23 protein-coding genes are annotated in these 21,612 nt (G+C 72.8%); 9 read left to right on the top strand and 14 right to left on the bottom strand.

What is annotated here, in order from left to right; translation table 11 throughout:
- Positions 1-16: 16 nt before the first annotated feature.
- From ABZ404_RS00550 to ABZ404_RS00520, 7 genes are all read right to left on the bottom strand, one after another.
- Positions 17-733, bottom strand: coding sequence for a GvpL/GvpF family gas vesicle protein (locus tag ABZ404_RS00550; protein ID WP_358834758.1), 717 nt, complete (start codon positions 731-733; stop codon positions 17-19).
- Positions 730-1,149: a gas vesicle structural protein GvpA gene (locus ABZ404_RS00545; protein ID WP_358834757.1), complete on the bottom strand. Its 420-nt coding sequence runs from the start codon at positions 1,147-1,149 to the stop codon at positions 730-732. Before ABZ404_RS00545 ends, ABZ404_RS00550 begins: the two co-directional genes overlap by 4 nt.
- An 82-nt stretch (positions 1,150-1,231) precedes the next feature.
- Entirely contained in the window at positions 1,232-1,546 is a 315-nt protein-coding gene (locus tag ABZ404_RS00540; RefSeq protein WP_358834756.1) for a gas vesicle protein, read from the bottom strand.
- Between the two features lie 58 nt (positions 1,547-1,604).
- The gene (locus ABZ404_RS00535) at positions 1,605-3,464 is read right to left on the bottom strand and encodes a transketolase (RefSeq protein ID WP_358834755.1); all 1,860 of its coding nucleotides are present in this window, start codon (positions 3,462-3,464) and stop codon (positions 1,605-1,607) included.
- Positions 3,465-3,466: 2 nt separating this feature from the next.
- Complete coding sequence (locus tag ABZ404_RS00530) at positions 3,467-4,798, bottom strand: NAD(P)/FAD-dependent oxidoreductase (protein WP_358834754.1); 1,332 nt, start codon at positions 4,796-4,798, stop codon at positions 3,467-3,469.
- Between the two features lie 143 nt (positions 4,799-4,941).
- Entirely contained in the window at positions 4,942-5,742 is an 801-nt protein-coding gene (locus ABZ404_RS00525) for a maleylpyruvate isomerase family mycothiol-dependent enzyme (protein ID WP_358834753.1), read from the bottom strand.
- A 79-nt stretch (positions 5,743-5,821) separates the two neighbouring features.
- The gene (locus ABZ404_RS00520; protein ID WP_358834752.1) at positions 5,822-6,493 is read right to left on the bottom strand and encodes a hypothetical protein; all 672 of its coding nucleotides are present in this window, start codon (positions 6,491-6,493) and stop codon (positions 5,822-5,824) included.
- Positions 6,494-6,631: 138 nt separating this feature from the next.
- Here ABZ404_RS00520 and ABZ404_RS00515 point away from each other — a divergent pair, with 138 nt between their 5' ends.
- Genes ABZ404_RS00515 through ABZ404_RS00505 form a run of 3 tightly spaced genes read left to right on the top strand, consistent with a single transcriptional unit; the run spans position 6,632 to position 8,922 of the window.
- On the top strand, positions 6,632-7,105 hold the full coding sequence (locus ABZ404_RS00515; protein WP_358834751.1) for an SLATT domain-containing protein: 474 nt from the start codon (positions 6,632-6,634) through the stop codon (positions 7,103-7,105).
- Positions 7,106-7,164: 59 nt separating this feature from the next.
- Entirely contained in the window at positions 7,165-8,421 is a 1,257-nt protein-coding gene (locus ABZ404_RS00510) for an SLC13 family permease (protein WP_358834774.1), read from the top strand.
- Between the two features lie 6 nt (positions 8,422-8,427).
- Positions 8,428-8,922: a universal stress protein gene (locus tag ABZ404_RS00505; RefSeq protein ID WP_358834750.1), complete on the top strand. Its 495-nt coding sequence runs from the start codon at positions 8,428-8,430 to the stop codon at positions 8,920-8,922.
- Positions 8,923-8,937: 15 nt separating this feature from the next.
- Here ABZ404_RS00505 and ABZ404_RS00500 read toward each other — a convergent pair whose 3' ends face one another.
- Both ABZ404_RS00500 and ABZ404_RS00495 read right to left on the bottom strand, forming a co-directional pair.
- Positions 8,938-10,950 (bottom strand): family 20 glycosylhydrolase, encoded by a 2,013-nt coding sequence (locus ABZ404_RS00500; protein ID WP_358989936.1) that lies wholly within the window; start codon positions 10,948-10,950, stop codon positions 8,938-8,940.
- 333 nt (positions 10,951-11,283) lie between these two features.
- On the bottom strand, positions 11,284-11,907 hold the full coding sequence (locus tag ABZ404_RS00495; RefSeq protein WP_358989934.1) for a TetR-like C-terminal domain-containing protein: 624 nt from the start codon (positions 11,905-11,907) through the stop codon (positions 11,284-11,286).
- Between the two features lie 127 nt (positions 11,908-12,034).
- Between ABZ404_RS00495 and ABZ404_RS00490 the strand changes: the two genes are divergently transcribed.
- Entirely contained in the window at positions 12,035-13,093 is a 1,059-nt protein-coding gene (locus tag ABZ404_RS00490; protein WP_358836987.1) for an aldo/keto reductase, read from the top strand.
- A 26-nt stretch (positions 13,094-13,119) separates the two neighbouring features.
- Here ABZ404_RS00490 and ABZ404_RS00485 read toward each other — a convergent pair whose 3' ends face one another.
- Entirely contained in the window at positions 13,120-13,707 is a 588-nt protein-coding gene (locus ABZ404_RS00485; protein WP_358836986.1) for a nucleosidase, read from the bottom strand.
- 224 nt (positions 13,708-13,931) lie between these two features.
- Here ABZ404_RS00485 and ABZ404_RS00480 point away from each other — a divergent pair, with 224 nt between their 5' ends.
- Positions 13,932-14,402 carry a DNA starvation/stationary phase protection protein gene (locus tag ABZ404_RS00480; protein WP_358836985.1) on the top strand — a complete coding sequence of 157 codons (471 nt, stop codon included), beginning with the start codon at positions 13,932-13,934 and terminating at the stop codon, positions 14,400-14,402.
- A 21-nt stretch (positions 14,403-14,423) separates the two neighbouring features.
- Here the strand turns inward: ABZ404_RS00480 and ABZ404_RS00475 are convergent, their stop codons facing one another.
- Both ABZ404_RS00475 and ABZ404_RS00470 read right to left on the bottom strand, forming a co-directional pair.
- Positions 14,424-14,675 (bottom strand): DUF6479 family protein, encoded by a 252-nt coding sequence (locus ABZ404_RS00475; RefSeq protein WP_358836984.1) that lies wholly within the window; start codon positions 14,673-14,675, stop codon positions 14,424-14,426.
- 48 nt (positions 14,676-14,723) lie between these two features.
- Entirely contained in the window at positions 14,724-15,677 is a 954-nt protein-coding gene (locus ABZ404_RS00470; RefSeq protein ID WP_358836983.1) for an LLM class F420-dependent oxidoreductase, read from the bottom strand.
- Positions 15,678-16,143: 466 nt separating this feature from the next.
- Here ABZ404_RS00470 and ABZ404_RS00465 point away from each other — a divergent pair, with 466 nt between their 5' ends.
- The gene (locus ABZ404_RS00465; protein ID WP_358836982.1) at positions 16,144-17,967 is read left to right on the top strand and encodes a thiamine pyrophosphate-requiring protein; all 1,824 of its coding nucleotides are present in this window, start codon (positions 16,144-16,146) and stop codon (positions 17,965-17,967) included.
- Positions 17,968-18,221: 254 nt separating this feature from the next.
- Positions 18,222-18,608: a hypothetical protein gene (locus ABZ404_RS00460; RefSeq protein ID WP_358836981.1), complete on the top strand. Its 387-nt coding sequence runs from the start codon at positions 18,222-18,224 to the stop codon at positions 18,606-18,608.
- 84 nt (positions 18,609-18,692) lie between these two features.
- Here ABZ404_RS00460 and ABZ404_RS00455 read toward each other — a convergent pair whose 3' ends face one another.
- Positions 18,693-19,367, bottom strand: coding sequence for an HAD family hydrolase (locus tag ABZ404_RS00455; protein WP_358837875.1), 675 nt, complete (start codon positions 19,365-19,367; stop codon positions 18,693-18,695).
- Between the two features lie 54 nt (positions 19,368-19,421).
- A complete protein-coding gene (locus tag ABZ404_RS00450; protein WP_358989931.1) occupies positions 19,422-20,432 on the bottom strand; it encodes an SDR family oxidoreductase in 1,011 nt (336 codons plus the stop codon).
- 226 nt (positions 20,433-20,658) lie between these two features.
- On the opposite strand from ABZ404_RS00450, the gene ABZ404_RS00445 reads away from it, so the two are divergent.
- A complete protein-coding gene (locus ABZ404_RS00445; RefSeq protein ID WP_030931772.1) occupies positions 20,659-20,820 on the top strand; it encodes a hypothetical protein in 162 nt (53 codons plus the stop codon).
- Positions 20,821-20,981: 161 nt separating this feature from the next.
- Complete coding sequence (locus ABZ404_RS00440) at positions 20,982-21,338, top strand: PRC-barrel domain-containing protein (RefSeq protein WP_358836771.1); 357 nt, start codon at positions 20,982-20,984, stop codon at positions 21,336-21,338.
- The last annotated feature ends 274 nt before the right edge of the window (positions 21,339-21,612 follow it).

The following is a 21,612-nucleotide window of genomic DNA, read 5'->3' as shown; positions in this document are numbered from 1 at the left end:
CCGTCGGTCGGGCCCATCACTCCGTGAAGCTGTACGGAGGCAGCGGGCCGTGTACCTGGACGACGAGGTGCGGCGCCTCCTTGCGCAGGGACTCCACCGCCGCGACGAACTCGTCGGCGCGGTCGCGGGAGACCAGGAACGAGAGGTTGGCCAGCCAGCCGGTGGACTGCGGGCCGGGCCGCTGCTCCTCGGCGGCGCCCTCCAGAGCCTGCTGGAGCAGGGTGGCGTCACGGGACTCGCGCTGCTGCACGGCCGCGGCGATCCGCTCGCCCAGCTGGAGCTTCTGCTCGTAGGTGCCGCCGCCCGCCTTGCGGTTGGCCTCGCTCATGGCGCGCAGCTCCGCGCTCTCCGAGAGCACCTGGTGCAGCACCGCCTCCTCGTCGTGGGCGGCCTTGATGTTGTACTCGACGCGGCCCTCCAGCGCCTTCAGGCGCTCCAGGTACCGCTCGCCGTGCTCGGCGAGCGCGGCCCGGACGGCCTCGTCGTCGGGCGAGACGCCGCCGAAGCGCATCGGCAGGACCGCGCCGCCCGCACCCGCCTCGGCCAGCACGCTCTGATGGGCCATCAGGTCACGTCGCTTGGGCCGCAGGTCCTCGGGCGCGTCGCTCACCAGGGCCACCAGCTCGCCCTCGGCCACCGTACGCACCGGACGCGGCGGATCCCCGACGCCGCCCATCTCCTCGGGCAGCCGCGTGTGGGTGCGGTGGGCGATCCCGTAGACGTACGTGGTCATTCCTGCTCCTCCTTACGGCGCGCGGCGGTCCGCCGGCTGCGGGGTCGCTGTTCCGGCTCGGATTCCTCACGCGCCTGCTGGAAGGCGTCGGAGATGGTCTGCGCGGCGCCCGAGAGCGCGCCCTTGGACTTGCCGCGCGCGCCGGATTCGGTGATCTCGCCGACCAGGTCGGGCAGCCCCGGGCTCTTGCGCGGGCCGGCCTCCAGGTCGAGGCGGTTGCACGCCTCGGCGAAGCGCAGATAGGTGTCGACGCTCGCGACGACCACACGGACGTCGATCTTGAGTATCTCGATGCCGACGAGGGAGACGCGCACGAACGCGTCGATCACGAGCCCTCGGTCCAGTACCAGTTCAAGGACGTCGTAGAGACCACTGGTCCCGCCGCTGCCGCCCTGTTGTGCCGGGACAACCGTCATGGTGTCCGGTCCTCCTTCGCTGTCAGTGGTGTGCGGGTCGGATGGGGCCGTGCGGCCCCGGGGGAAGGTGTTCCGCCCGGGGTCACGTGTTGCGGTCGGCCCGTCCCCGCTCGTATCGGCGCAGTCGCTTGTATCCGGTCAACTCGCCGTGCGGGTCCAGCTCCACCTCGTACGAGGCGAGCAGGCTCATGGTGTCCGGGACCCGGGCGAGTTCCAGGACCTCGACGCGCAGCAGCCAGCCGTCCTCGGAGCGTTCGAAGGAGGAGACCGACTCCGCCTCCATGCCGGTGAGTTCGGCGAGCTGGGCCCGGGCGCCGCGCAGCACGTCCATCGCGCCGGGCAGGTCCTCCTGGGCCTTGCGCTTGTTTCCGGACTGGTTCTCAGATGTGTTCGCCATGGCTCCTCGCGTGTGATGCTTTCCGGGTTGCCCCGCAACGGCGGAGCAAACCCGCCGATCAGCTCGTGACGACGCGTTCGTAGAGCACGCGGACGGTCGCGGTGACGGACGCAGCGTCGATGCCGGCCTCGGCCAGCTGCTCCTCGGGGGTCGCGGACCCCGGCATGTTCTCGACGGCGAGCCGGACGAGCCGGGGCATGGGGCGGCCGTCCGCGAAGCACTCCGCGACCGCGTCGCCGATGCCGCCCTGGGAGTGGTGGTCCTCGATCGTCACCAGACACCCCGTCAGGGCGGCGGCCTCCTGGAGCACCTGCTCGTCGACCGGCTTGACCGAGTACAGGTCGATCACCCGTACCGGGATGCCGCCCGCCTCCAGCGCGTCCGCGGCCTCCAGCGCCTCGTGGACGGTGGCGCCCGCCGCGACCAGGGTCACCTTGTCGTGCGGGGAGGCGCGCAGCACCTTGGCGCCGCCGACGGGGAACTCCTCGTCGGGCCCGTAGATGACCGGGCTCTCGCCCCGGGTGGTCCGCAGATAGCGGATGCCCTCGCCGTCCGCCGTCGCCGCGACGAGCTTCGCCGTCTGGTTGGCGTCGCAGGGGTAGAGCACCGTACTGCCGTGCACCGCACGGAACATCGCCAGGTCCTCCAGGCCCATCTGCGAGGGCCCGTCCTGTCCGATGGCGACCCCGGCGTGCGAGCCCGCCACGGTCAGCGAGGCCCGGCTGATCGCGGCCATCCGCAGGAAGTCGTGGCCGCGGGTCAGGAACGCGGCGAAGGTGCACGTGTACGGCCGCCAGCCGCGCCTCGCCATGCCCACGGCCGCCGCCAGCATCTGCTGTTCGGCGATGTAGCACTCGAAGTACCGCTCGGGGTGCTCCTTGGCGAACAGCTCCGCCTTCGTCGAGTCGCCCACCTCGCCGTCGAGCACCACCACGTCGCCGCGGGCCGTGCCGAGCGCGGTGAGCGCCTGCCCGTACGCCGTGCGGGTGGCGACCTTCTCGCCCACCTCGTAGCGGGGCAGCTCCAGCCGGCCGGAGGAGGGCCGGGGCGCGCGGGCGGAGGGCGGGGCCTGGACGTCCACGCGGATGAAGCGGGGGCCGCCGAGCTCCTCGACGGCCGCCACGGCGTCCGGCAGCGGCTTGCCGTGCAGGCCCTCGCGGTCCTCGACGGAGGCGACGCCCTTGCCCTTCACGGTGCCCGCGAGGATCGCGGTCGGCCTGCGCGACGTCTGCGCCGCCTCCCGGTACGCCGCGTCGACCGCCTCCACGTCGTGGCCGTCCACCTCGATGGTGTGCCAGTCGAAGGCGCGGAACCTGCGCGCGTACGCGGCGAGGTCGCGCTGGTGGCGGGTGGGACCGCGCTGGCCGAGCCGGTTGACGTCCACGACCAGCGTCAGATTGTCCAGGTGCTGGTCCCCGGCGTGCTCGGCCGCCTCCCACACCGATCCCTCCGCCAGCTCGCTGTCGCCGCACAGCACCCAGACGCGATAGGGGAGGCGGTCGAGGTGCTTGCCCGCCAGCGCCATCCCGACCCCGACCGGCAGACCCTGCCCCAGCGAGCCGGTGGCCACGTCCACCCACGGCAGACGGGGTGTGGGGTGTCCCTCCAGCCGGCTGCCGAGCTTGCGGAAGGTGAGCAGCTCCTCGTCGTCCACGACGCCGACCGCGCGGTACATCGCGTACAGCAGCGGCGAGGCGTGCCCCTTGGAGAGGATCAGCCGGTCGTTGGCGGGGTGCTCGGGTTTGTCGAAGTCGTAGCGCAGGTGCCCGGCCAGGAGTACGGCCGCCAGATCGGCCGCGGACATCGACGAGGTGGGGTGGCCGGAGCCCGCGGCGTCGGCGGCACGGACCGCGTCGACCCGCAACTGCTGTCCCAGTTCCGCGAGTCGGGCGAGGTCGGCCGTACGGTCGCTCTTCATGGTCAGTCCTTTCGGGTCGTGGGTGCGGGGCCGCCCGGGACGCGGGCCAGCTCCGGCGTCTCCGTGTCCAGCGGGACCGACCAGGACCGCACGAGGCCCAGCTGGACGCCCTGACGGGGGAGTACGGCGTCCAGCAGCCAGTCGGCGGCGACGCGCACCCGGTTGCCGGGCATGGCGGCGAGGTGGTAGCCGCGGGTGACGGCCCCGGCGAGCGGCCCCGAGAGCGGCATGCCGAGCGGGTTGGCCGCGGCCTGCACCCCGCCGAGGTCCACGACGAACCCCAGGTCGTTGTGCTTGTACGGCCGCTGCTCGCCGTGGCCGAGCGAGGCGGCGACGTTGAGCGCGGCCGTCTTGCCCTGCCGGGCGGCGTGCTGCGCGGTCATCGGGGTGAACTCGCCCGGCCGCGTCAGATCGGGCACGGCCGCCGCGTCGCCGCAGGCGAACACCTCGGGCCTGCCCGGCACGCTCAACTGCGGCTCCACCAGCAGCCGTCCGCGCTCCACGGCGAGACCGAGCTCGGAGACCAGCGGATCGGGGCGCACACCGACGCACCAGATCAGGGTGCGGGTCGGGATGAACTCCCCGTCGTCCAGCAGCACCCCGTCCTCGGTCGCCTCCTTCACGGAGGTCCCGGTGCGGACGTCGACACCGCGGCGGCGCAGCACCCGCCCCGCGGTGGTGGACATCCTGCGGTCGAGTTCGGGCAGCAGCCGGTCGGCGATGTCGAGCAGGACCCAGCGCGCGGGCCGGCGCCGGTCGAGGGCGTCGGTGAACAGCTTTCCCTGCGCGGCCACTTCGGTGCCGGTGTAGCCGCCGCCGACCACCACGAAGGTGCGCCGCGCGCCCTGTTCCCGAAGGGTGTCGGTGCCCTGCGCGGCCAGCTCCATCTGCCGGGTGATGTGGTCGCGCAGGTACAGCGCCTCCGGCATCCCGCGGAAGCCGTGCGCGTGCTCGGTGACGCCCGGCACCGGGAGCAGCTTGTTGACACTGCCGACGGCGAGCACGAGCCGGTCGTACTCCAGCTCGCCCGCCCGGCCCTCGGGCCCGGTGTAGTGCACCGTCGAGGCGTCCAGATCGACGCGCCCGGCCTCACCGAGGACGAGCCGTACGCCGGGCAGGGTCCCGCTGAGCGAGACGGTCACGCGGCGTGGCTCCAGGATCCCGGCGGACACCTGGGGCAGCAGGGGGAGGTAGAGAAAGTAGTCCGTGGGGTTGAGCAGGGTGATCCGGGCCCGGCCGCGCATGCGGCGGGAGAGGGTGCGAGCGGCCTGGTACCCGGCGAACCCGGCTCCGACGACGAGGATGCGGGGACGGTCCGGAGTAGGGGTGGTCACGTTCGGCTCCCGTGGGCTGGGTGCAGGCGGACAGGGTTCCCGCGTGCCCTGGGTCGGCGGGGCCAAACACCGTGAGGCGGCGCCGCGCCACCGCGCGACGCCGCCTCACCGGAGGAAATCCGGCCGATCCTCTCCCCCCGGGATCAGAAGGCCGAGTGGGTGAACCAGCGCTGGAGCAGTTCCTCGTCCCCGCTGCTCCGCACCGCTGCGGCCGAGCGGTCGAGGCGGCCGTAGACGAGCAGCAGCAGGTCGGCGGCGCCGGCCCGGACGGTGGCGTCGGCGCTCATCTCCCCGTGGCCCGGACCCCCGTGGCCCGGACCGTCCTGGCCGTCCACGAGGCCGAAGCCGTCGGGACGCAACCGGACGAGCCACTCGTCGTCCGTGTCCGTACTGGCGAACCGGATGTGCTGGACGGGCCCGGCGGAGCGCAACTCGGCGACCCCGGGCGCGAAGAACGCGGCGAAGGGCAGGTTGACCAGGAACTCGTCGACGCCGTCCCGGGCGAGCGCCGGGTCGATCGCGGAGGGCAGCCCGAGCGCCCGTTCCGCGTCGAAGCGGTGCACCAGCGTCTCGAACAGCATCCGGCGCACCCAGAAACGGGCGTGGCCGTCCGCGCCCCACACCCACATCGGCGCGTCGAGGTCGGTTCCGGCGAACACCCGCTCCGCCTCGGCCGCGCCCGCCGCGAGCCAGTCGGCGTAGCCGTCCTCCCGCTCCGGCAGCCGCACATCCCCCCGGCTCGCGGGCCGCTCCTGGACGAGGGCGCGCACGAGCGCGGTGAACATGCGCTGCGCGCCGCCGGTGTGCCTGATCAGGTCGGCCAGGGTCCAGCCCGGACAGGTGGGGACGGCGAGCGACAGGTCGGCGCCCTCGACCAGACCCGCGAAGCGGGCGCTCTCCGCGGCGACGGCCGCGCGGTGGTCGAGCGGTTCGGCTGTGTTCATGGTGTCGCGCCTCCTGGCAGACCGGTTCTTTCCCCGGGCAGCCTGTCACAGCGGCCCGGACCGGTGGCGGGCGGTGCCGTCACCGTACGGCGGCGTCGGCCAGCACCTCGTCCACCTCGCGGCTCTCGGCCGATTCGCCCGGTGCGCCTGATGCGGGTGATGCGGGTGACTCGGTGACACCGAGGAGGAAGGCCGACCGGTCCTCGCCGCTCGCGACGATGGTCAGACGCAGCCGCCCCGCCCTGCCGTTCTCGTCCTGGGTGCGCAGCACCACCGTGTAGGCGGGACGGCCGCTGACCTCCGTCGCCCGGGACTCCTCCACGCTGGACCTGCCGTCCGGGTAGAAGAACTCCGCGTTGGAGCGGGCCGCGGTCTCGGTGCGCGCCCGCAGCGCGGACTCGTCGAGAGGAGCGCCCCGGCCCGCGAGCACGGCGGCTCCGCCGGTGCCGTCGGCGCCCTTGGTGGTGATCGAGGAGGTGAAGGCCTGGATCAGGTCCTTGCCCTCGTTGCTCTTCCAGCCCTCGGGCACGGCGTACGAGAGCCCGGCCGCGGTGTCCGTGACGCGCGGCCGCCCGGCCAGCGGCGAGCCGTCGTGGTCCCGTGTCAGCCACCACGCCGCCCCGGCGGCGAGCGCCAGGACCAGCGCGCAGACGGCACCGATGATCCCGGCGCGCCTGGCGCGCGACGGTCCGGGCCGGAGCGGGGGCGTCGGGAGGAGCGGCGGCGGGCTGACGAAGGGCGGCGTAGTCATGGCACCAGCCTCCCTCCCACCGTGGCACGCGGACCTGAGCGGTCGTACTCAGTTCCGTACTCAGACGCTCACCGGGCCGGTTGCGCAACGGGACACCCACCGTGCTCAACACGGGCATGGCGGGGGGACCATGGGGGCGTGCCGATACGCAGACGAACACCACCGCAGCCCGCCGCCGCCGACGACCCGCTCCTGGAGCAGGCCCTCGCCGATCTCGACTGGTACGCCCGCACCCGCGACCGGGCCCGCCGCTGGCACTGGGCGACCGAGCTGAGCGCCCTGCTCACCGGCGCCGCCACGGTCGTCGCCGCGGGTATCCGGGCGCCGGCCGCGACCACCGCCACCCTGGCCGGACTCACCGTCTTCATCGGCGGGTTCCGCCAGGTGTTCAACCACGCCGAGCGCCATGTGCTCGCCGCCGAGGCCTGGTCGAGGCTGCGGCTGGCGGTCCGCCGCTACCGGCTGGTCCCCGAGGCGGAGCGGGACGAAGAGTTGCGCGGACGGCTCCAGGAGGAGATCGAGGACGTGGCGACCACCGAGCTGCGGAACTGGGCGGCGGGCCGCCGCGGACTCCAGCCCGGCCCGCTGCCGGGGGGCGGGCTGCCGCAGTGACGGTTCGGCATCTGTTTCCATAGAGGCTGATCACCGGAGCTGTCTGCGAGGAGTTGGCCCTGAACACCTGGGGTGCGGAGGTTGTGTCGGCCGGGCTGCTGCTGGCGGTCCTGGTGTGCGCGGTGGTACGCCCATGGGGCTGGCCCGAAGCGGTCGTGGCGGTCCCGGCCGCGGGGGTGGTCATCGCCTGCGGGGCGATCTCCTGGGGGCACGCGCAGGCCGAGGCCGCCCGGCTCGGTCCCGTCGTCGGCTTCCTGGCCGCGGTGCTGGTCCTCGCCCAGCTCTGCGACGACGAGGGGCTGTTCCAGGCCTGCGGGGCCTGGATGGCCCGTACCGCCGCCGGAAAACCACGCCGCCTTCTCGCGCAGGTGTTCGCCGTCGCCTCGGTCATCACCGCGGTGCTCAGCCTCGACGCCACCGTGGTGCTGCTCACCCCGGTCGTCTTCGCCACCGCGGCGCGGCTCGGGGTGCGGCCCAAGCCCCATGTCTACGCCTGCACCCATCTGTCGAACACCGCGTCGCTGCTGCTGCCCGTCTCCAACCTCACCAACCTGCTCGCCTTCACCGCCAGCGGGCTGAGCTTCACCCGCTTCGCCGCGCTCATGACCCTGCCGTGGCTGGCGGCCATCGGCGTCGAGTACGTGGTGCTGCGGCGGTTCTTCGCCACCGATCTGGACGCGGGCGCGCCGGTCCCGTCCGGGGGCGAGCCGCCCGAACTGCCGCTGTTCGCGCTGCTGACCGTGGTGGGCACCCTGGCCGGGTTCGTCCTCACCTCGGCGGTCGGGATCGACCCGGCCTGGGCGGCGGCGGCCGGGGCGCTCGTCCTGGCGACCCGTGCGCTGGTACGGCGCCGCACCACGCCCGCCGCGCTCGTCGGGGCCGCGGCCCTGCCGTTCCTCGCGTTCGTCCTCGCCCTGGGCGTCGTGGTCCGCGCCGTCGTCGACAACGGCCTCGCCTCGGGCCTCGCCCATCTGGTCCCGGGCGGCACCGGGCTGCTCGCGCTGCTGGGCGTCGCCGCGCTGGCCGCCGTCCTGGCCAACGTCATCAACAACCTGCCCGCCGTCCTGGTCCTGCTGCCGCTGACCGCGCCGACCGGCCCCGGCGCGGTGCTCGCCGTGCTCCTCGGGGTGAACATCGGGCCCAACCTGACCTACGCCGGCTCGCTGGCGACCCTGCTGTGGCGCCGCATCGTCCGCGAGCACGACAGCGACGTCGACCTGCGGGAGTTCACCGTCCTCGGTCTTCTCGTCGTGCCCCTCGCGCTGGCGCTCGCCGTACTGGCACTGTGGGGGTCGCTGCACGCGCTCGGAGGCTGATGCACCATGACCGTCGTCGTCTGGATCACCGAGGGTTCCTGGCCCGCGTGCGTCGACGCCGCCCGCGCCCACACGGGGGAAGGCGCCGACGTGATGCTCCTCCATGTCACCGGACACGACGTTCCCGGCGTGGCCCACGGCGCCTTCGCCGGGCTCCTCGGCCGCGGCCACCGCGAGCGCGACCCCGGCACCCGCCTGGAGCACCTCGCCGACGCCTCCGCCCACGACCTGCTGGACGCCGCGGCCGACCGGCTCGGCCTCCCGTGCCGGCGCGAGGAGCGCACCGGTCGGGTGGAGCGGGAGGTCGTCGCCGCCGCCGAGGGCGCCGACCTGCTGATCTTCGCCCGCGACGGCGACCGCTCCCGGCTCGGGCCGAGAAGCCTGGGTCCCGCCTCCCGTTTCGTCCTCGACCACGCCCCCTGCCCCGTCCTGCTCGTCTGGCCCGAACCGGCCCCGGGGGTCACGACGCTCCCCCCGCTCCCCCCGGAACCACCTGCCTAGGCCCTGTCCGACGGCTCAGCCGACCTGCGACCGCTGGTGGGCCGAACCGTCAGGCGCCCCGGATGCGGGGGAGCTCGCCGGGTCGTCCAGCGCTTGGCCGGCCGCGGTGAGGGTGTGCGTACCGCTCAGCTGCCCTCCGTACGCCTCGAACTCGTAGAGCGAGTACCCGTACGAGGTGCCCCGCCGGGTGGCGTACAGGCGGATGTACCGCCCGGAGCCGGAGAGTCCGGTGAGGTCCTGGACGCCGCCGCTGCCGCCGGTGGTGGAGTACAGGGTGCGCCAGACGGTGGCGTCGTCGGAGAGCTGGATCTGGAAGGCCTTCCCGTACGCCGCCTCCCAGCGCAGCACCACCCGGCTGACGCTCTGGGCGGAGCCCAGGTCGACCTGGAGCCACTGCGGGTCGCTGTAGGCGCTGGACCAGCGGGTCGCCGGGTCGCCGTCGGTGGCCGAGGCGGGCGGGAAGTTCGCCGTCTCGGTGCTGGAGGCGGTGGTGGGACGGTTGCGGGCGAGGTTGCCGGGCTGGGAGAGGCCCGGCCAGGCGGGGTTGTGGCCGACGGCGGCGACGATCGGGGTGAACGCGGCGTAGGAGGCCACCGGCTTGGGGGAGCCCCAGGTCTGCTGGGCGAGGCCGCGCAGCGGGTACATGATGCCGCCCGCGATCTGGTCCTCCGTCTCGGCGCCGGGGTTGTCGCACCACACGTGGATCAGCGAGCCGGGGTTGCGGACGGGGTCGCTGAGGGTGGCGCCGCCCTGGAAGAGGTCCGGGGTCCACGTCTCGTACATCCACCTGGTGTCGGGTTTGGCGCCGCCGAGGACGTAGTAGGTGGGTGTCCAGGACTCGTTGGCCACGGTGTGCCCGGCCGCCGCCAACTGCTGCGGCGTGAGGCCGTAGTTGTACCAGTACTCGACGACGATGTCCGCGTTGGGCGTCACGGTGCCGTCGCCGGACTTGATGCCGTCGTTCCACATCCGGGTGGTCTTCCCGCCCGCGCGCACCAGCGCGTCGGCCCAGTTGACGTATCCGTAGTAGGTGTCCTTGGCGGTGGCGCCCGGCCCGTAGTGGGCGCGGGCGTAGGTGAGGAGCTGGGGGTAGCTGCCGTAGTCGGTGACGTACTCGTCCGCGCCGATGTGCCAGTAGCGGGCCGGGAAGAGCGGCAGGTACTCGTTCACCAGGTCCTTGATCAACGTGTACGAGCCGGGCAGGGAGAGGTCGATGAATTCCGCGCTCGCCGTGCCGGAGCGGTTCTTGAGCCTGAGTTCGGGGTGGGCGGCCAGGATCGCGTTCATGTGCCCGGGGGTGTCGATCTCGGGGACGATGGTGACGTGGTACCTCTGCCCCAGCGCCACCAGATCGGCGATGTCCTGCTTGGTGTAGTGGTCGGTGGAGACGATCTCGGGGTGGGTGGAGCTCTCCAGCCGGAAGCCGAAGGTGTCCGACAGGTGGAAGTGGAAGTAGTTGAGCTTGAGGTAGGCCAGCTCCTTGATGTGCTGCCCGACCCAGGCGACGGTGAAGAACTTCCGGCCCTGGTCGATCATGAGTCCGCGCTCGGGCTTGGTGGGCCAGTCCACCGCCGTTCCGGCCGGCACCGAGGCGGACTGGTGCAGCAGTTGCAGGAGGGTGCGCGTGCCGTAGAAGGCGCCGGTGTCGGTCCCGGCCCGGATGGTGACGGCCGCGCCCACGGTCATCCGGTAGCCCTCGGCGGGCAGCGTGGTGTCACCGAGGCCGAGTGCGATGTCGCCGGTGGCCGGGGCGCCGGTGACGACGGCGACGGTCCGCCCGGTCCGGGCGGCCAGGTCGTCCGCCAAGGTGGCCGCCTCGTCGCCGAGTCGGGCGGCGGAGGCCGGGTCGACGGCGATGCGGCTGGTGTCGGTGAAGGTGTACGCGCCGGAGCCGGCCGTCCACTGCCGCAGCGCGGGGACGGTCTGCGGGGGAGCGGCGGCCGCCCGCGCGGGCGCGGCGGCGACGCCGGGCAGGGTGAGTGCGGCCAGTGCGCAGACCGCGGCGATCAGGAATCTGAGCAGTCGCATGGCGTATCCCCGGTCGTGGGAGGGGCAGCGGGCGGTGCGGGGCAGGTGGCGCATCAGTGCAGCGCAGTAGCGCGTACATGTCAATAGATGCTCGAAAGTCCGCTGTAGCGAGCATGATCGCGCATACGTGGCGCTTCGGGTGCGGCCCGCGCGGCCGCACCCGGTGCGTCGCGTATACGGCCTCGACCGTGCCGGACGGGTCCTGGGCGTGCCCGTCCGGCGACCGGCAACCCGCCCTTTCCGTCGGCAACCCGCCCTTCCTGTCGGCGGCCCCGAGGTTCGACGCGGGACCCCGGCGGTCGACGGTTGCCCCGGCCGGGCCCGCTCTGCGTCTCAGTCCCGCGCGGCCGTGAACACCCCCGCGCGCGCGGCGGCGGCCGCGGCCTCGGCGGCGCGGTCGGCGGCCGCCTCGTCCAGGGGGGCGGCGGTGGTCAGGAGGCGGTAGTAGAGGGGGGCCGAGACGGCGCGGATCACCTCGCGCGTGTCGGTCCCCTCCGCCAACTCGCCCCGGTCGACAGCCTGCTGGACGCACACGGCCCACTCCTCCACACGCGTCTCGTAGAAGCGGTGCAGGGCGGCGGCCGTCTGCTCGTCGCAGGTCGCGGCGGCGATCACCGCCTTGAAGAGGGCGCCCTGGCGGGCGTCGGCCAGGGTGCCCTGGACGAGCCGGGCGTTGGCGCGCAGATCGCCCAGGAGCGTCCCCGTCTCCGTACGTGGCAGCGACTGCTCGGCCATCTCCGCCAGCAGGTCCGCGACGAGACCGGCCGGAGTGCCCCAGCGCCGGTAGACCGTGGTCTTGCCGACCTCGGCGCGGCGGGCCACCTCGGCGAGGTCCAGACCGGCGAGGCCGCCGCGCGCCAGGGCGTCACCGGCGGCGGCGAGGACCGCCGCCCGTACGCGCGCGGTCCGGCCGCCGGGCCGGACGGTGCCTGGGTCTGCGTCGGCTGCGGACGTCATAACGGGACTCCTGTTCCATTAAAGGGTCGTGCTCTGCTACGGTGAGGGCACATCCTAACGGAACAGCAGAACCGTTAGTGGCTGCCGCTCGGTGGCCGCGCCGGCTGTGCACGGAGAGGAATCTGTCATGGAATACAGGAGGCTGGGCGCGTCGGGACTGCTGGTTCCGGCACTGAGCTTCGGCGCCGGGACGTTCGGCGGCCGCGGCGAGCTCTTCGGCGCCTGGGGCGACACCGACGCGGAGCAGGCGCGCCGGCTGGTGGACATCTGCCTCGAGGCCGGGGTCACCATGTTCGACACCGCCGACGTCTACTCCGCGGGCGCCTCCGAGGAGGTACTCGGCGCGGCGATCAAGGGGCGGCGGGACGAGGTGCTCATCTCCACCAAGGCGGGACTGCCGATGGGCGACGGGCCGGGCGACGCCGGCACCTCCCGCTCACGCCTCATCCGCGGCGTCGAGGACGCGCTGCGCCGGCTGGGCACGGACCACATCGACCTCTTCCAGCTCCACGCCTTCGACGCGGGAACCCCGGTCGAGGAGGTCCTGTCCACCCTCGACGATCTCGTACGGGCCGGAAAGATCCGCTACACCGGCGTCTCCAACTTCTCCGGCTGGCAGCTGATGAAGTCACAGGCCACCGCCGACCGCTACGGCTACCAGCGCTACGCGGCCCACCAGGTCTACTACTCCCTGGTGGGCCGGGACTACGAGTGGGAACTGATGCCGCTCGCCGCCGACCAGGGCGTCGGCGCGGTGGTGTGGAGCCCGCTCGGCTGGGGGCGGCTCACCGGCAGGATCCGCCGCGGGCAGCCGCTGCCGGAGCAGAGCCGTCTGCACCGCACCGCGGACTACGGCCCGCCCGTCGAGGACGAGCTGCTTTACCGGGTCGTGGACACACTCGACGAGCTGGCCGAGGAGACCGGCAGGACGATCCCGCAGATCGCCCTCAACTGGCTGCTGCGCCGCCCCACCGTCTCCTCCGTCATCATCGGCGCCCGCGACGAGGAGCAGCTGCGGCAGAACCTCGGCGCAGTCGGCTGGGCCCTGACCGACGGACAGGTCGCCCGTCTCGACGCGGCGAGCGCCCGGACCGCGCCCTACCCGTACTTCCCCTACGAGCGCCAGGAGGGTTTCGCCCGGCTCAACCCGCCGCTCACCGGCCGGACGCCGGGCGGGCAGGCATAGGCGGATCCGCCCGGCGTCCGCCCGGCTCAGGCGGCGTACTCCGGAATGTTCTCCTGTGCCCAGGCGGCGAGAACGCGGGCGCACTCGGCCACCGACTCGCGCCAGGTCCTGGCCGCGCCCTCGCCCGCCTCGTCGCTGACGTGCTTGACCATCTGGAGGGGGAGCCCGGCCCGCTGGGCGACTGAGGCCAGCGCGTAGCCCTCCATGTCGACGAGGTGGGCGCGCAGCGCCAGCCGGGCGCGCGTCTCCTCGTCCGCGATGAAGGTGTCACCGGTCGCCAGCGTCGGGCCGCCCGGACCGGACACGTCGAGCGGCGGGCCGTACAGCTCCCCGGTGAGCGCCGCCAGGACGTCGCTGTCCAGGTCGTGCTGGAGCACCGAACCTATGACGTGGGTGCCCGTCCAGCCCGGGCGCAGCGCCCCGGCCGTGCCCAGGTTGACCACGCGGGAGGGGTGCGGGCCGCGTGCCAGGACGGTGGCCAGCGCACTCGCCGCGTTCACCTTGCCGATGCCGGTGAGGAGGACGGGCAGATCCGTGTCGAGGAACTGCGCCTCCTCCTTGACGGCCAGCACGAGCAGCGGGCGATCGGTGGCGATGTGTCCGGAGAGGTCCATGGGGACCAGGGTATTTGCGTGGGTTCCGGGCCCGGGCGGCGGGGGCGGGTGCGCGCGGGCGGCCGGGAGGTGTGCTGTCCGATGTGTGCCGTCCGATGCGTGCCGTCGGCCTGCGCCCGGTTTGAGCCTCGCGTTTCAAGGAAGGCGCAGCGATGGGACGGCACAACACGCCTCCCGCACACCTCCCGCACACCGGGACCAGTATTTGAGGAATGGAGAACGCCATGGCTGCCGTGAAGAGCTCGCTGCCGGATGCCGACCTGAAGGTCGTGGGGAACGCGCTGCAGGGCGCCCTGGTGGACCTGGTGGACCTGTCGCTGGCGGCCAAGCAGGTGCACTGGAACGTGGTGGGCCCCCGCTTCCGCTCGGTCCACCTCCAGCTCGACGATGTGGTCACCACGGCGCGCACGCACTCCGACATCGTGGCCGAGCGCGCCTCCGCACTCGGTATCGCCCCCGACGGACGGGCCGCCACCGTCGCCGAGACCTCCGCGATCGGCACCGTCCCGGAGGGCTGGATCAAGGACAACGAGGCCGTGCAGGTGCTGGTGGTGGCCCTCGGCAAGGTCGTCGAGCGCATGCGCGAGCGGATCGCCGCGACCGAGAAGCCGGACCCCGTCACCCAGGACCTGCTCATCTCCCTGACCGGGGAGCTGGAGAAGCACGCGTGGATGTTCCAGGCGGAGAACGCCTGACACCGGCCGCCCCCCGGGGCGTCAGATGTGGTGGTCGTGCTCCGGGGCGTCCGGACCCTGCGGATGCCCCGGAGGCGCCTCCGCGTCCGGCGTCTGCCAGGAATCCGCGCGCGGCTGGGGCTCCTGCGGGGGCGCCGGGCGTCGCGCGGCCCGGCGGCTGCCGTACCAGAAGGCCCCGATCAGGACGGCCACGACGAGGACGCCCACGATCACGAACAGCCAGGACGACGAGGTGCTCGCGGCGAGGGTCTGGGACAGCGTGACGGTGTTCATGGATGGCTCCTAAACCTGCTGTGCTGGTGGTCCTGGGCGGCCGGCGTCCTACGCCAGTCGCGGCAGGACCTTGGTGCGGTAGAAGTCGAAGAAGCCGCGTTGCTCCTTGCCGATCTGGTTGACGTACACGGTGTCGAATCCGGCGTCGGCGTACTCGCGCACCGCGGCGACGTGCTGGTCCACATCGTTCCCGCAGGTCACATGGGCGGCGACCCGCTCGGGCGTCACCAGCTCGGACGCCTGCTCGAAGTGGCGGGGCGTCGGCAGCACCTGCGGCAGCTCGCCCGGCAGCTGCTCGTTGGCCCACAACCGGTGCGCCTCGCGGACCGCCTTCTCGCGGTCGGGGCCCCAGCACACCTTCAGCCCGGCGGACACGGGCTTGCCGCCGCCCCCGCTCCGCCGGAAGCGCTCGATCAGCGCGGTGTCCGGTGCCATGGCGACCAGACCGTCCCCGGCGCGGCCCGCCAGCTCCCCGGCCCGCGGGCCGAAGGCGGACACGTCGATGGGCACGGGCTCGTCCGGGACGGTGTACAGCCGGGCGTTCTCCACGGTGTAGTGCTTGCCCCGATGGCTCACCTGGTCACCCGTGAACAGCAGGCGCATCACCTGGATGGCCTCCTCCAGCATCTCCAGACGCACCGGGGCCTCGGGCCAGACGTCGCCGAGGATGTGCTCGTTGAGGGCCTCACCCGACCCCACCCCGAGCCGGAAGCGGCCACCGAGCTGGACGGCGCTGGTGGCGGCGGCCTGCGCCACGACCGCCGGATGCATACGCACGGTCGGGCACGTCACCGCGGTCTCCACCGGCAGGGACACGGCCTGGGACAGCGCCCCGACCACCGACCAGACGAACGGCGCCTGGCCCTGGCTGTCGTTCCAGGGGTGGTAATGGTCGGATATCCACAACGAGGTGAATCCCGCCTGCTCGGCCATCCGGGCCTGCTTGACCAGCTCGGCGGGCGTGTGCTCCTCGCTCGACAGAAAGTAGCCGTACTCGGTCATGGCCGCTCCTCACGGTGCGCTCGTGCACGCCGGGTGACCGGTGGACGGGAAAGGAAACATCGCCCGCACGCCCGTGTGAGGCGTCCTCGCGGGGGTACGGGGCCAAACGCGCCCGGTCGGGCCCCGCGGCGGCCGGGCCGGTGCCGAAGAGGTGTCGACGGAGAGGGTGTGCCATGGGCGCTACCGGCGGGACCGCTCCGCGCGACGGCGAGCGTCATGACGAACATCCCTCGCTTGAGCACGCGCCGCGCGACCGGGTGGACGGCGCAGTCCGCGCCGTCCACCGGACCCGGCCGCTCCGCCGTAAAGGTCCTGGAGGACGCCGGCTTCCGTGTCGCCGTGTCGAGCCGTCCGGTGTGCCGCGGCCGCACCGCCGGAGCCGCGCCGCCACCGTGCGGACCCACGAACGGGCCGCCGACCGCCCGTCGCCCTGGACTCCCGTTTCCTCATCCCGAAAGGTCACCCCATGTCGATGAAGGTCTCCGACCACGTGCTGGAACGGCTGCGGCAATGGGAGGTCGAGCATGTCTTCGCCTACGCGGGCGACGGCATCAACGGCCTGCTCGCCGCCTGGGGCCGGGCCGAGGACAAGCCCCGGTTCATCCAGGCGCGGCACGAGGAGATGGCCGCGTTCCAGGCGGTGGGCTATGCCAAGTTCTCCGGGAAGGTGGGGGTGTGCGCGGCCACCTCCGGCCCCGGCGCGATCCATCTGCTCAACGGCCTCTACGACGCCAAGCTCGACCACGTGCCGATCGTGGCGATCGTCGGGCAGACCAACCGCAGCGCCATGGGCGGCTCCTACCAGCAGGAGGTCGACCTGCTGAGCCTGTACAAGGACGTGGGGTCCGAGTACTGCGAGATGGTGACCGTCCCCGAGCAACTGCCCAACGTCATCGACCGGGCCATGCGCACCGCCGCCGCCCGGCGCACCGTGACCGCCGTGATCATCCCGGCGGATGTGCAGGAGCTCGACTACGAACCCCCGGGCCACGCCTTCAAGATGGTGCCCTCCAGCCTCGGCGCCGCCCACTACGCCCCGGTGCCCGTGGACGACGAGATCGCCCGCGCCGCCGAGGTGCTGAACGCGGGCGAGAAGGTGGCCGTGCTGATCGGGCAGGGCGCGCGGGGCGCCCGGGCCGAGATCGAGCAGCTCGCGGACGTGCTGGGCGCGGGTGTGGCCAAGGCGCTCCTCGGCAAGGACGCGCTCCCCGACGACCTGCCGTACGTCACCGGCGCCATCGGCCTCCTCGGCACCCGGCCCTCGTACGAGCTGATGCAGGACTGCGACACCCTGCTCGTGGTCGGATCCAGCTTCCCGTACTCACAGTTCCTGCCGGAGTTCGGTCAGGCACGGGCGGTGCAGATCGACATCGACCCCTTCATGGTCGGGCTGCGCTATCCGTTCGAGGTCAACCTCGTCGGTGACGCCCGCGAGACGCTGACGCGGCTGCTGCCCCGGCTCAAGCGCAAGAAGCACGACAAGTGGCGCAAGAAGATCGAGAAGGACACCGCCCGCTGGTGGCAGGTGATGGAGCGGCGCGCGGCGGTCGACGCGGACCCGATCAACCCCGAGTACGTGGTGCACGCGCTCGACGCGCTGCTGCCCGACGACGTCATCCTCGCCGCGGACTCCGGCTCGGCCGCCAACTGGTACGCCCGGCACCTGCGGATGCGCGGCACGATGCGCGGTTCGCTCTCCGGCACGCTGGCCACGATGGGGCCCGGTGTCCCGTACGTGATCGGCGCCAAGTTCGCCCACCCGCGCCGCCCGGCCCTCGCGATCGTCGGTGACGGGGCCATGCAGATGAACGGCCTCGCGGAGCTGATCACCGTGGCGAAGTACTGGCAGGAGTGGGAGGACCCGCGTCTGGTCGTCGCCGTGCTCAACAACCAGGACCTCAACCAGGTCACCTGGGAGATGCGCGCCATGTCCGGCGCCCCGCAGTTCCTGCCGTCGCAGCAGCTGCCCGACGTTCCGTACGCGGACTTCGCGCGCTCGATCGGGCTCGACGGCGTACGGGTGGAGAAGCCCGAGGAGGTCGAGGGCGCCTGGCGGCGGGCGCTCGCCGCGGACCGGCCGTGCGTCGTGGAGTTCCGTACCGACCCGGCCGTGCCGCCGATCCCGCCGCACGCCTCGCTGGACCAGATCGAGGCCGCCGCGGCGTCGATCGTCAAGGGCGACAGCGACCGCGTCGGCATGATCCGGCAGGGGCTGAAGGCGAAGGTCCAGGAGATGCTGCCGGGCGGCAGGCACCGGGAGGACCGGCCGGGCGCCGACGCCGGTTCCTGAACCCGTCGTCGCCGCCGCCGTTGAAGAGGCGGCGACCGGGGAAGGCGGGCAGAGTGGCAACGGCGGGTTCCGGCGCCCGGGCACGGGCGACGCGGCCCGCCGGCCGGCGGGCACCGCGATCGACGCGAAGCCGCCCGGAGTGAACGAGGGCCTCGGGTGACCGACGCGGGCCGTCACCGACCGAAGCAGATCCGAAGCAGGGCCCGAAGTGAACGAAGCAGACCCGAAGTGATCGAAGCAGGAGGAGTTCTCCCATGAAGCCCACCGCCGCATCCCAGGCGCCGCCCGAGCAGCGCGTACAGGTGGTGCTCAGCGCGTGCTCGGCCGCTGACGCCGAGACGGTGCTGGACGCGCTGCGCCGGTACTTCTCGACGGACACCGCCGGTGGCACGATCCACGGCCCCACGACCCCCGACCCGGCGCGCCCCACCGTGTGGACCGCGACGTTCGACACCTCCCAGGTGCCGGAGGACGTCAGCCCCGCCGAGCTGGGCGACAAGGTGACCATCGACGTCCAGGGCGGCCCCGTCGCGGTCGCCCGCCTCCGGGACGTCCTGCACCGGACCTTCGAGGTCGAGGACGCGGGAACGGCCTCGGGCGACCAGGAGGTGGACCTCCAGCTGACCCTCCGAGGCCGGTAGGAGCGCCCGGAACCGACGGCGGACGCGGACGGAGCCCAGGGCCCGTCCGCGTCCGCCTTTTCGCGTCCGCCGTTCCGCGTCCCCTCAGTTACGCCGTTCGAGCTCCGCCACCGGGCTGTCGTCGAGCGCGGCCAGCAGGTCGGCGGGGTCGTCGTAGACGGCCTGCGCGCCCGACTCCTCCAGATCGCGGCGCGGGATGCCGCCGGCCAGCACCGCCAGGGGGCGCACCCCGGCCTTCGCCGCCGCCTTCATGTCCCAGACCGTGTCGCCGACGAACACCGAGCAGGCGGCGTCCGCGCCCGCCAGCTCCAGTGCCTGGTGGACCGGGTCGGGGGCCGGCTTGCCGGAGGCGACGTCGTCCGCGCTGGCCACTCCGGCGATCACGTCGTCGGCGTCGATGGCCTTGCGCAGCGCGCCCAGTTCGGCGCCGCCCGCGGAGGTGGCGAGGACCACCCGCCAGCCCCGTCCGTCCAGTGCGCGCAGGAGGTCCGCGGCGCCCGCGATGGGAGCCAGGCGCTCGAAGTAGGTGGCGTACAGGGCCGTGTGGGCGGCGCTGAGCTCGGAGTCCTGGTCCTTGTCGCGGTCCTCGCCCAGCAGATGGGCGATCAGATCCTCCGAGGGCAGTCCGATCGCCCGGTGGACGGCGTGGGTCGCCACCCGGTGTCCTGCCTGGCGGAACGCCTCCCACCAGCACACCACGTGCAGGTGGTTGGTGTCGACGAGCGTTCCGTCGACGTCGAAGATCGCCGCGCGTGTCATTCCGGCTGCCTTTCGTCTGTCCCTGCCTTGATCCGACCGTACGGGGTGGGTGCCTCAGCCGCCCCCGCGCCGCGCCCTCGCCCACCGCAGCGCGGCGGCGCCCGCCAGAGCGCCCGCCCCGGCCGCGAGCGCGGGGTGGCGGGCCAGCGCCGCCTGGGGCGAGCGGGCGGTCGCGCTGTCGTCGAAGACGCCGTGGGCGCCGTGGTCGTCGCCCGGGCGGTCGTCGAGGGGCTGCCACAGGTTGCCCGGCCCGTCCACGGGCGGGACCGTGTCGGTCTGCTGCGACGCGTAGCCCGTACGGGCCAGATAGCGGTCGAGCACCGCGGGGGCGAACCGGTTGGCCCAGAGCGTGGCGACCGTGGAGGCGCCCACGTAGTACTGCTTGCGGCGCGGATGGTCCGCGGCGTACGCGATGGTCTCGGCGACGACCTCGGGCTGGTAGATCGGCGGCACCGGCCGGGGATGCTTCGGCAGCCGGGAGCGCACCCAGGAGAACTGCGGGGTGTTGACCGCCGGCAGTTGCACCACGGTGACGCGCACGCGGCTGCCCCGGTGCAGGAGTTCGGTCCGTACGGACGAGGTGAAGCCGTTGACGGCGTGCTTCGCGCCGCAGTAGGCCGACTGGAGCGGGATGGAGCGCTCGCCGAGGGCGGAGCCGACCTGGACGACGGCGCCCCGGTCGCGCGGGACCATCCGGGCCAGGGCGGCGCGGGTGCCGTTGACGAAGCCCAGGTACGCCACGTCCGTGACGCGCTGGAACTCCTCGGGGCCGATCTCGGTGAAGGGCGCGAAGACGGAGGTGAAGGCGACGTTGATCCATACGTCGATCGGGCCGAACTCGGCCTCGGCCAGCTCGGCCGCCTTCTCCACCTCCTCGTGGTGGGCGACGTCGGTGGGCAGCACCAGCGCCCGCCCCCCGGCCTCCTCCACCTCGGCGGCGGCGGCCTCCAGCCCCGCCCTGCCGCGTGCGAGGAGGACGACCCGGGCGCCGCGCCGCGCGAACCGGCGGGCGGTGGCGCGGCCGACCCCGGCGCTGGCGCCGGTGATCACAACGGTCTGCGGCATGGTCTCGTCCTGTTCTCTTCTTCCCTCGTGCCGGTGGGCCCGGCCTCCTACCGGTGGGCCCCGGCGGACCTCTGCGAAGCCCCGCGAAGGGGTACCCCGCACAAGCTTTCTCATTCTCTTCGACCGGGACCGTTTGAACCCCCGGAAAGCGGCCACCGATAAAGCGTCTCCCTGAATGTGTGTGCCCCGCCAATGAGGGCACACGAAGAGCTGGAGGTTGATTTCCATGGTCCCGTTGCTCCTCGTTCTTCTGCTGGCCCTGATCCTTTTCGGCGCCGGCTTCGCACTCAAGATCCTGTGGTGGGTCGCGATCGCCGTACTGGTGCTGTGGCTCATCGGCTTCGTCGCCCGGCCCAAGGGAGGGTCCGGCCGCTGGTATCGCTGGTAGCGGCCCTTCCGCGCGAAGGCTCCGGCAAGACCGGAAGGCCGCCCGGAACGCCATGTGTCGACCGGGAGGATTCGGGCACCCGGTCCGTCGGGAGAGGGCGTCACCGAAATGACGTACACGGCGACGCTCTTCCGGCGTACAAACGAAAGGAATCACGTTTCATGACGGAGAACATCTGGGGCTACCCGGACACCAGCGGCCACCTCGCCGGCGCGGACCTGCGGGGATGGAGCGTCGAGGCGACCGACGGCAGCATCGGCAAGGTCGACAAGCACTCCGACGAAGTGGGTTCCGCGTACATCGTGGTCGACACCGGTGTGTGGATCTTCGGCAAGCACGTGCTCCTGCCCGCCGGTACGGTGACGCAGCTGGACGCGGAGGAGAAGAAGGTCTACGTGAACCGCACGAAGGCCGAGATCAAGGCCGCCCCCGAGTTCGACAGGGAGAAGCACCTCGGCGACGCCGGGTACCACGACCAGGTCGGTGGCTATTACAGCGGTCGTCCGCCGGTCGTCTGACACCGGTTTCAGGACCGTCGAGCGAGAGCGAGTCCTGCCTCAGCGGGGCCGCCCGGACCAGGAGTCCGGGCGGCCCCGCTGTGTGTGCGACGGAATTCGGCGGCAACTCCTCGCTTGGTGAACGGATATGACGGTTGTTCCTTCGTGGGGCAAAGGATTCCCGTCGAAAGAGATGGCACGGATTTCCCTGAAACGGGCCGTATGCGTCCGGCGGAGTCCCATTCGGAGAACGTGGTGGTGTGCGCGGGGGAGTGCGTGGGGCGCGAAGGGGGAA

The sequence above is a fragment of the Streptomyces sp. NPDC005878 genome (assembly GCF_040629815.1).
In the GTDB taxonomy this organism is placed as follows: Bacteria; Actinomycetota; Actinomycetes; order Streptomycetales; family Streptomycetaceae; genus Streptomyces.
Note: the sequence above shows the minus strand (reverse complement) of the source record. Positions and strands in the feature narration are given on the sequence as shown.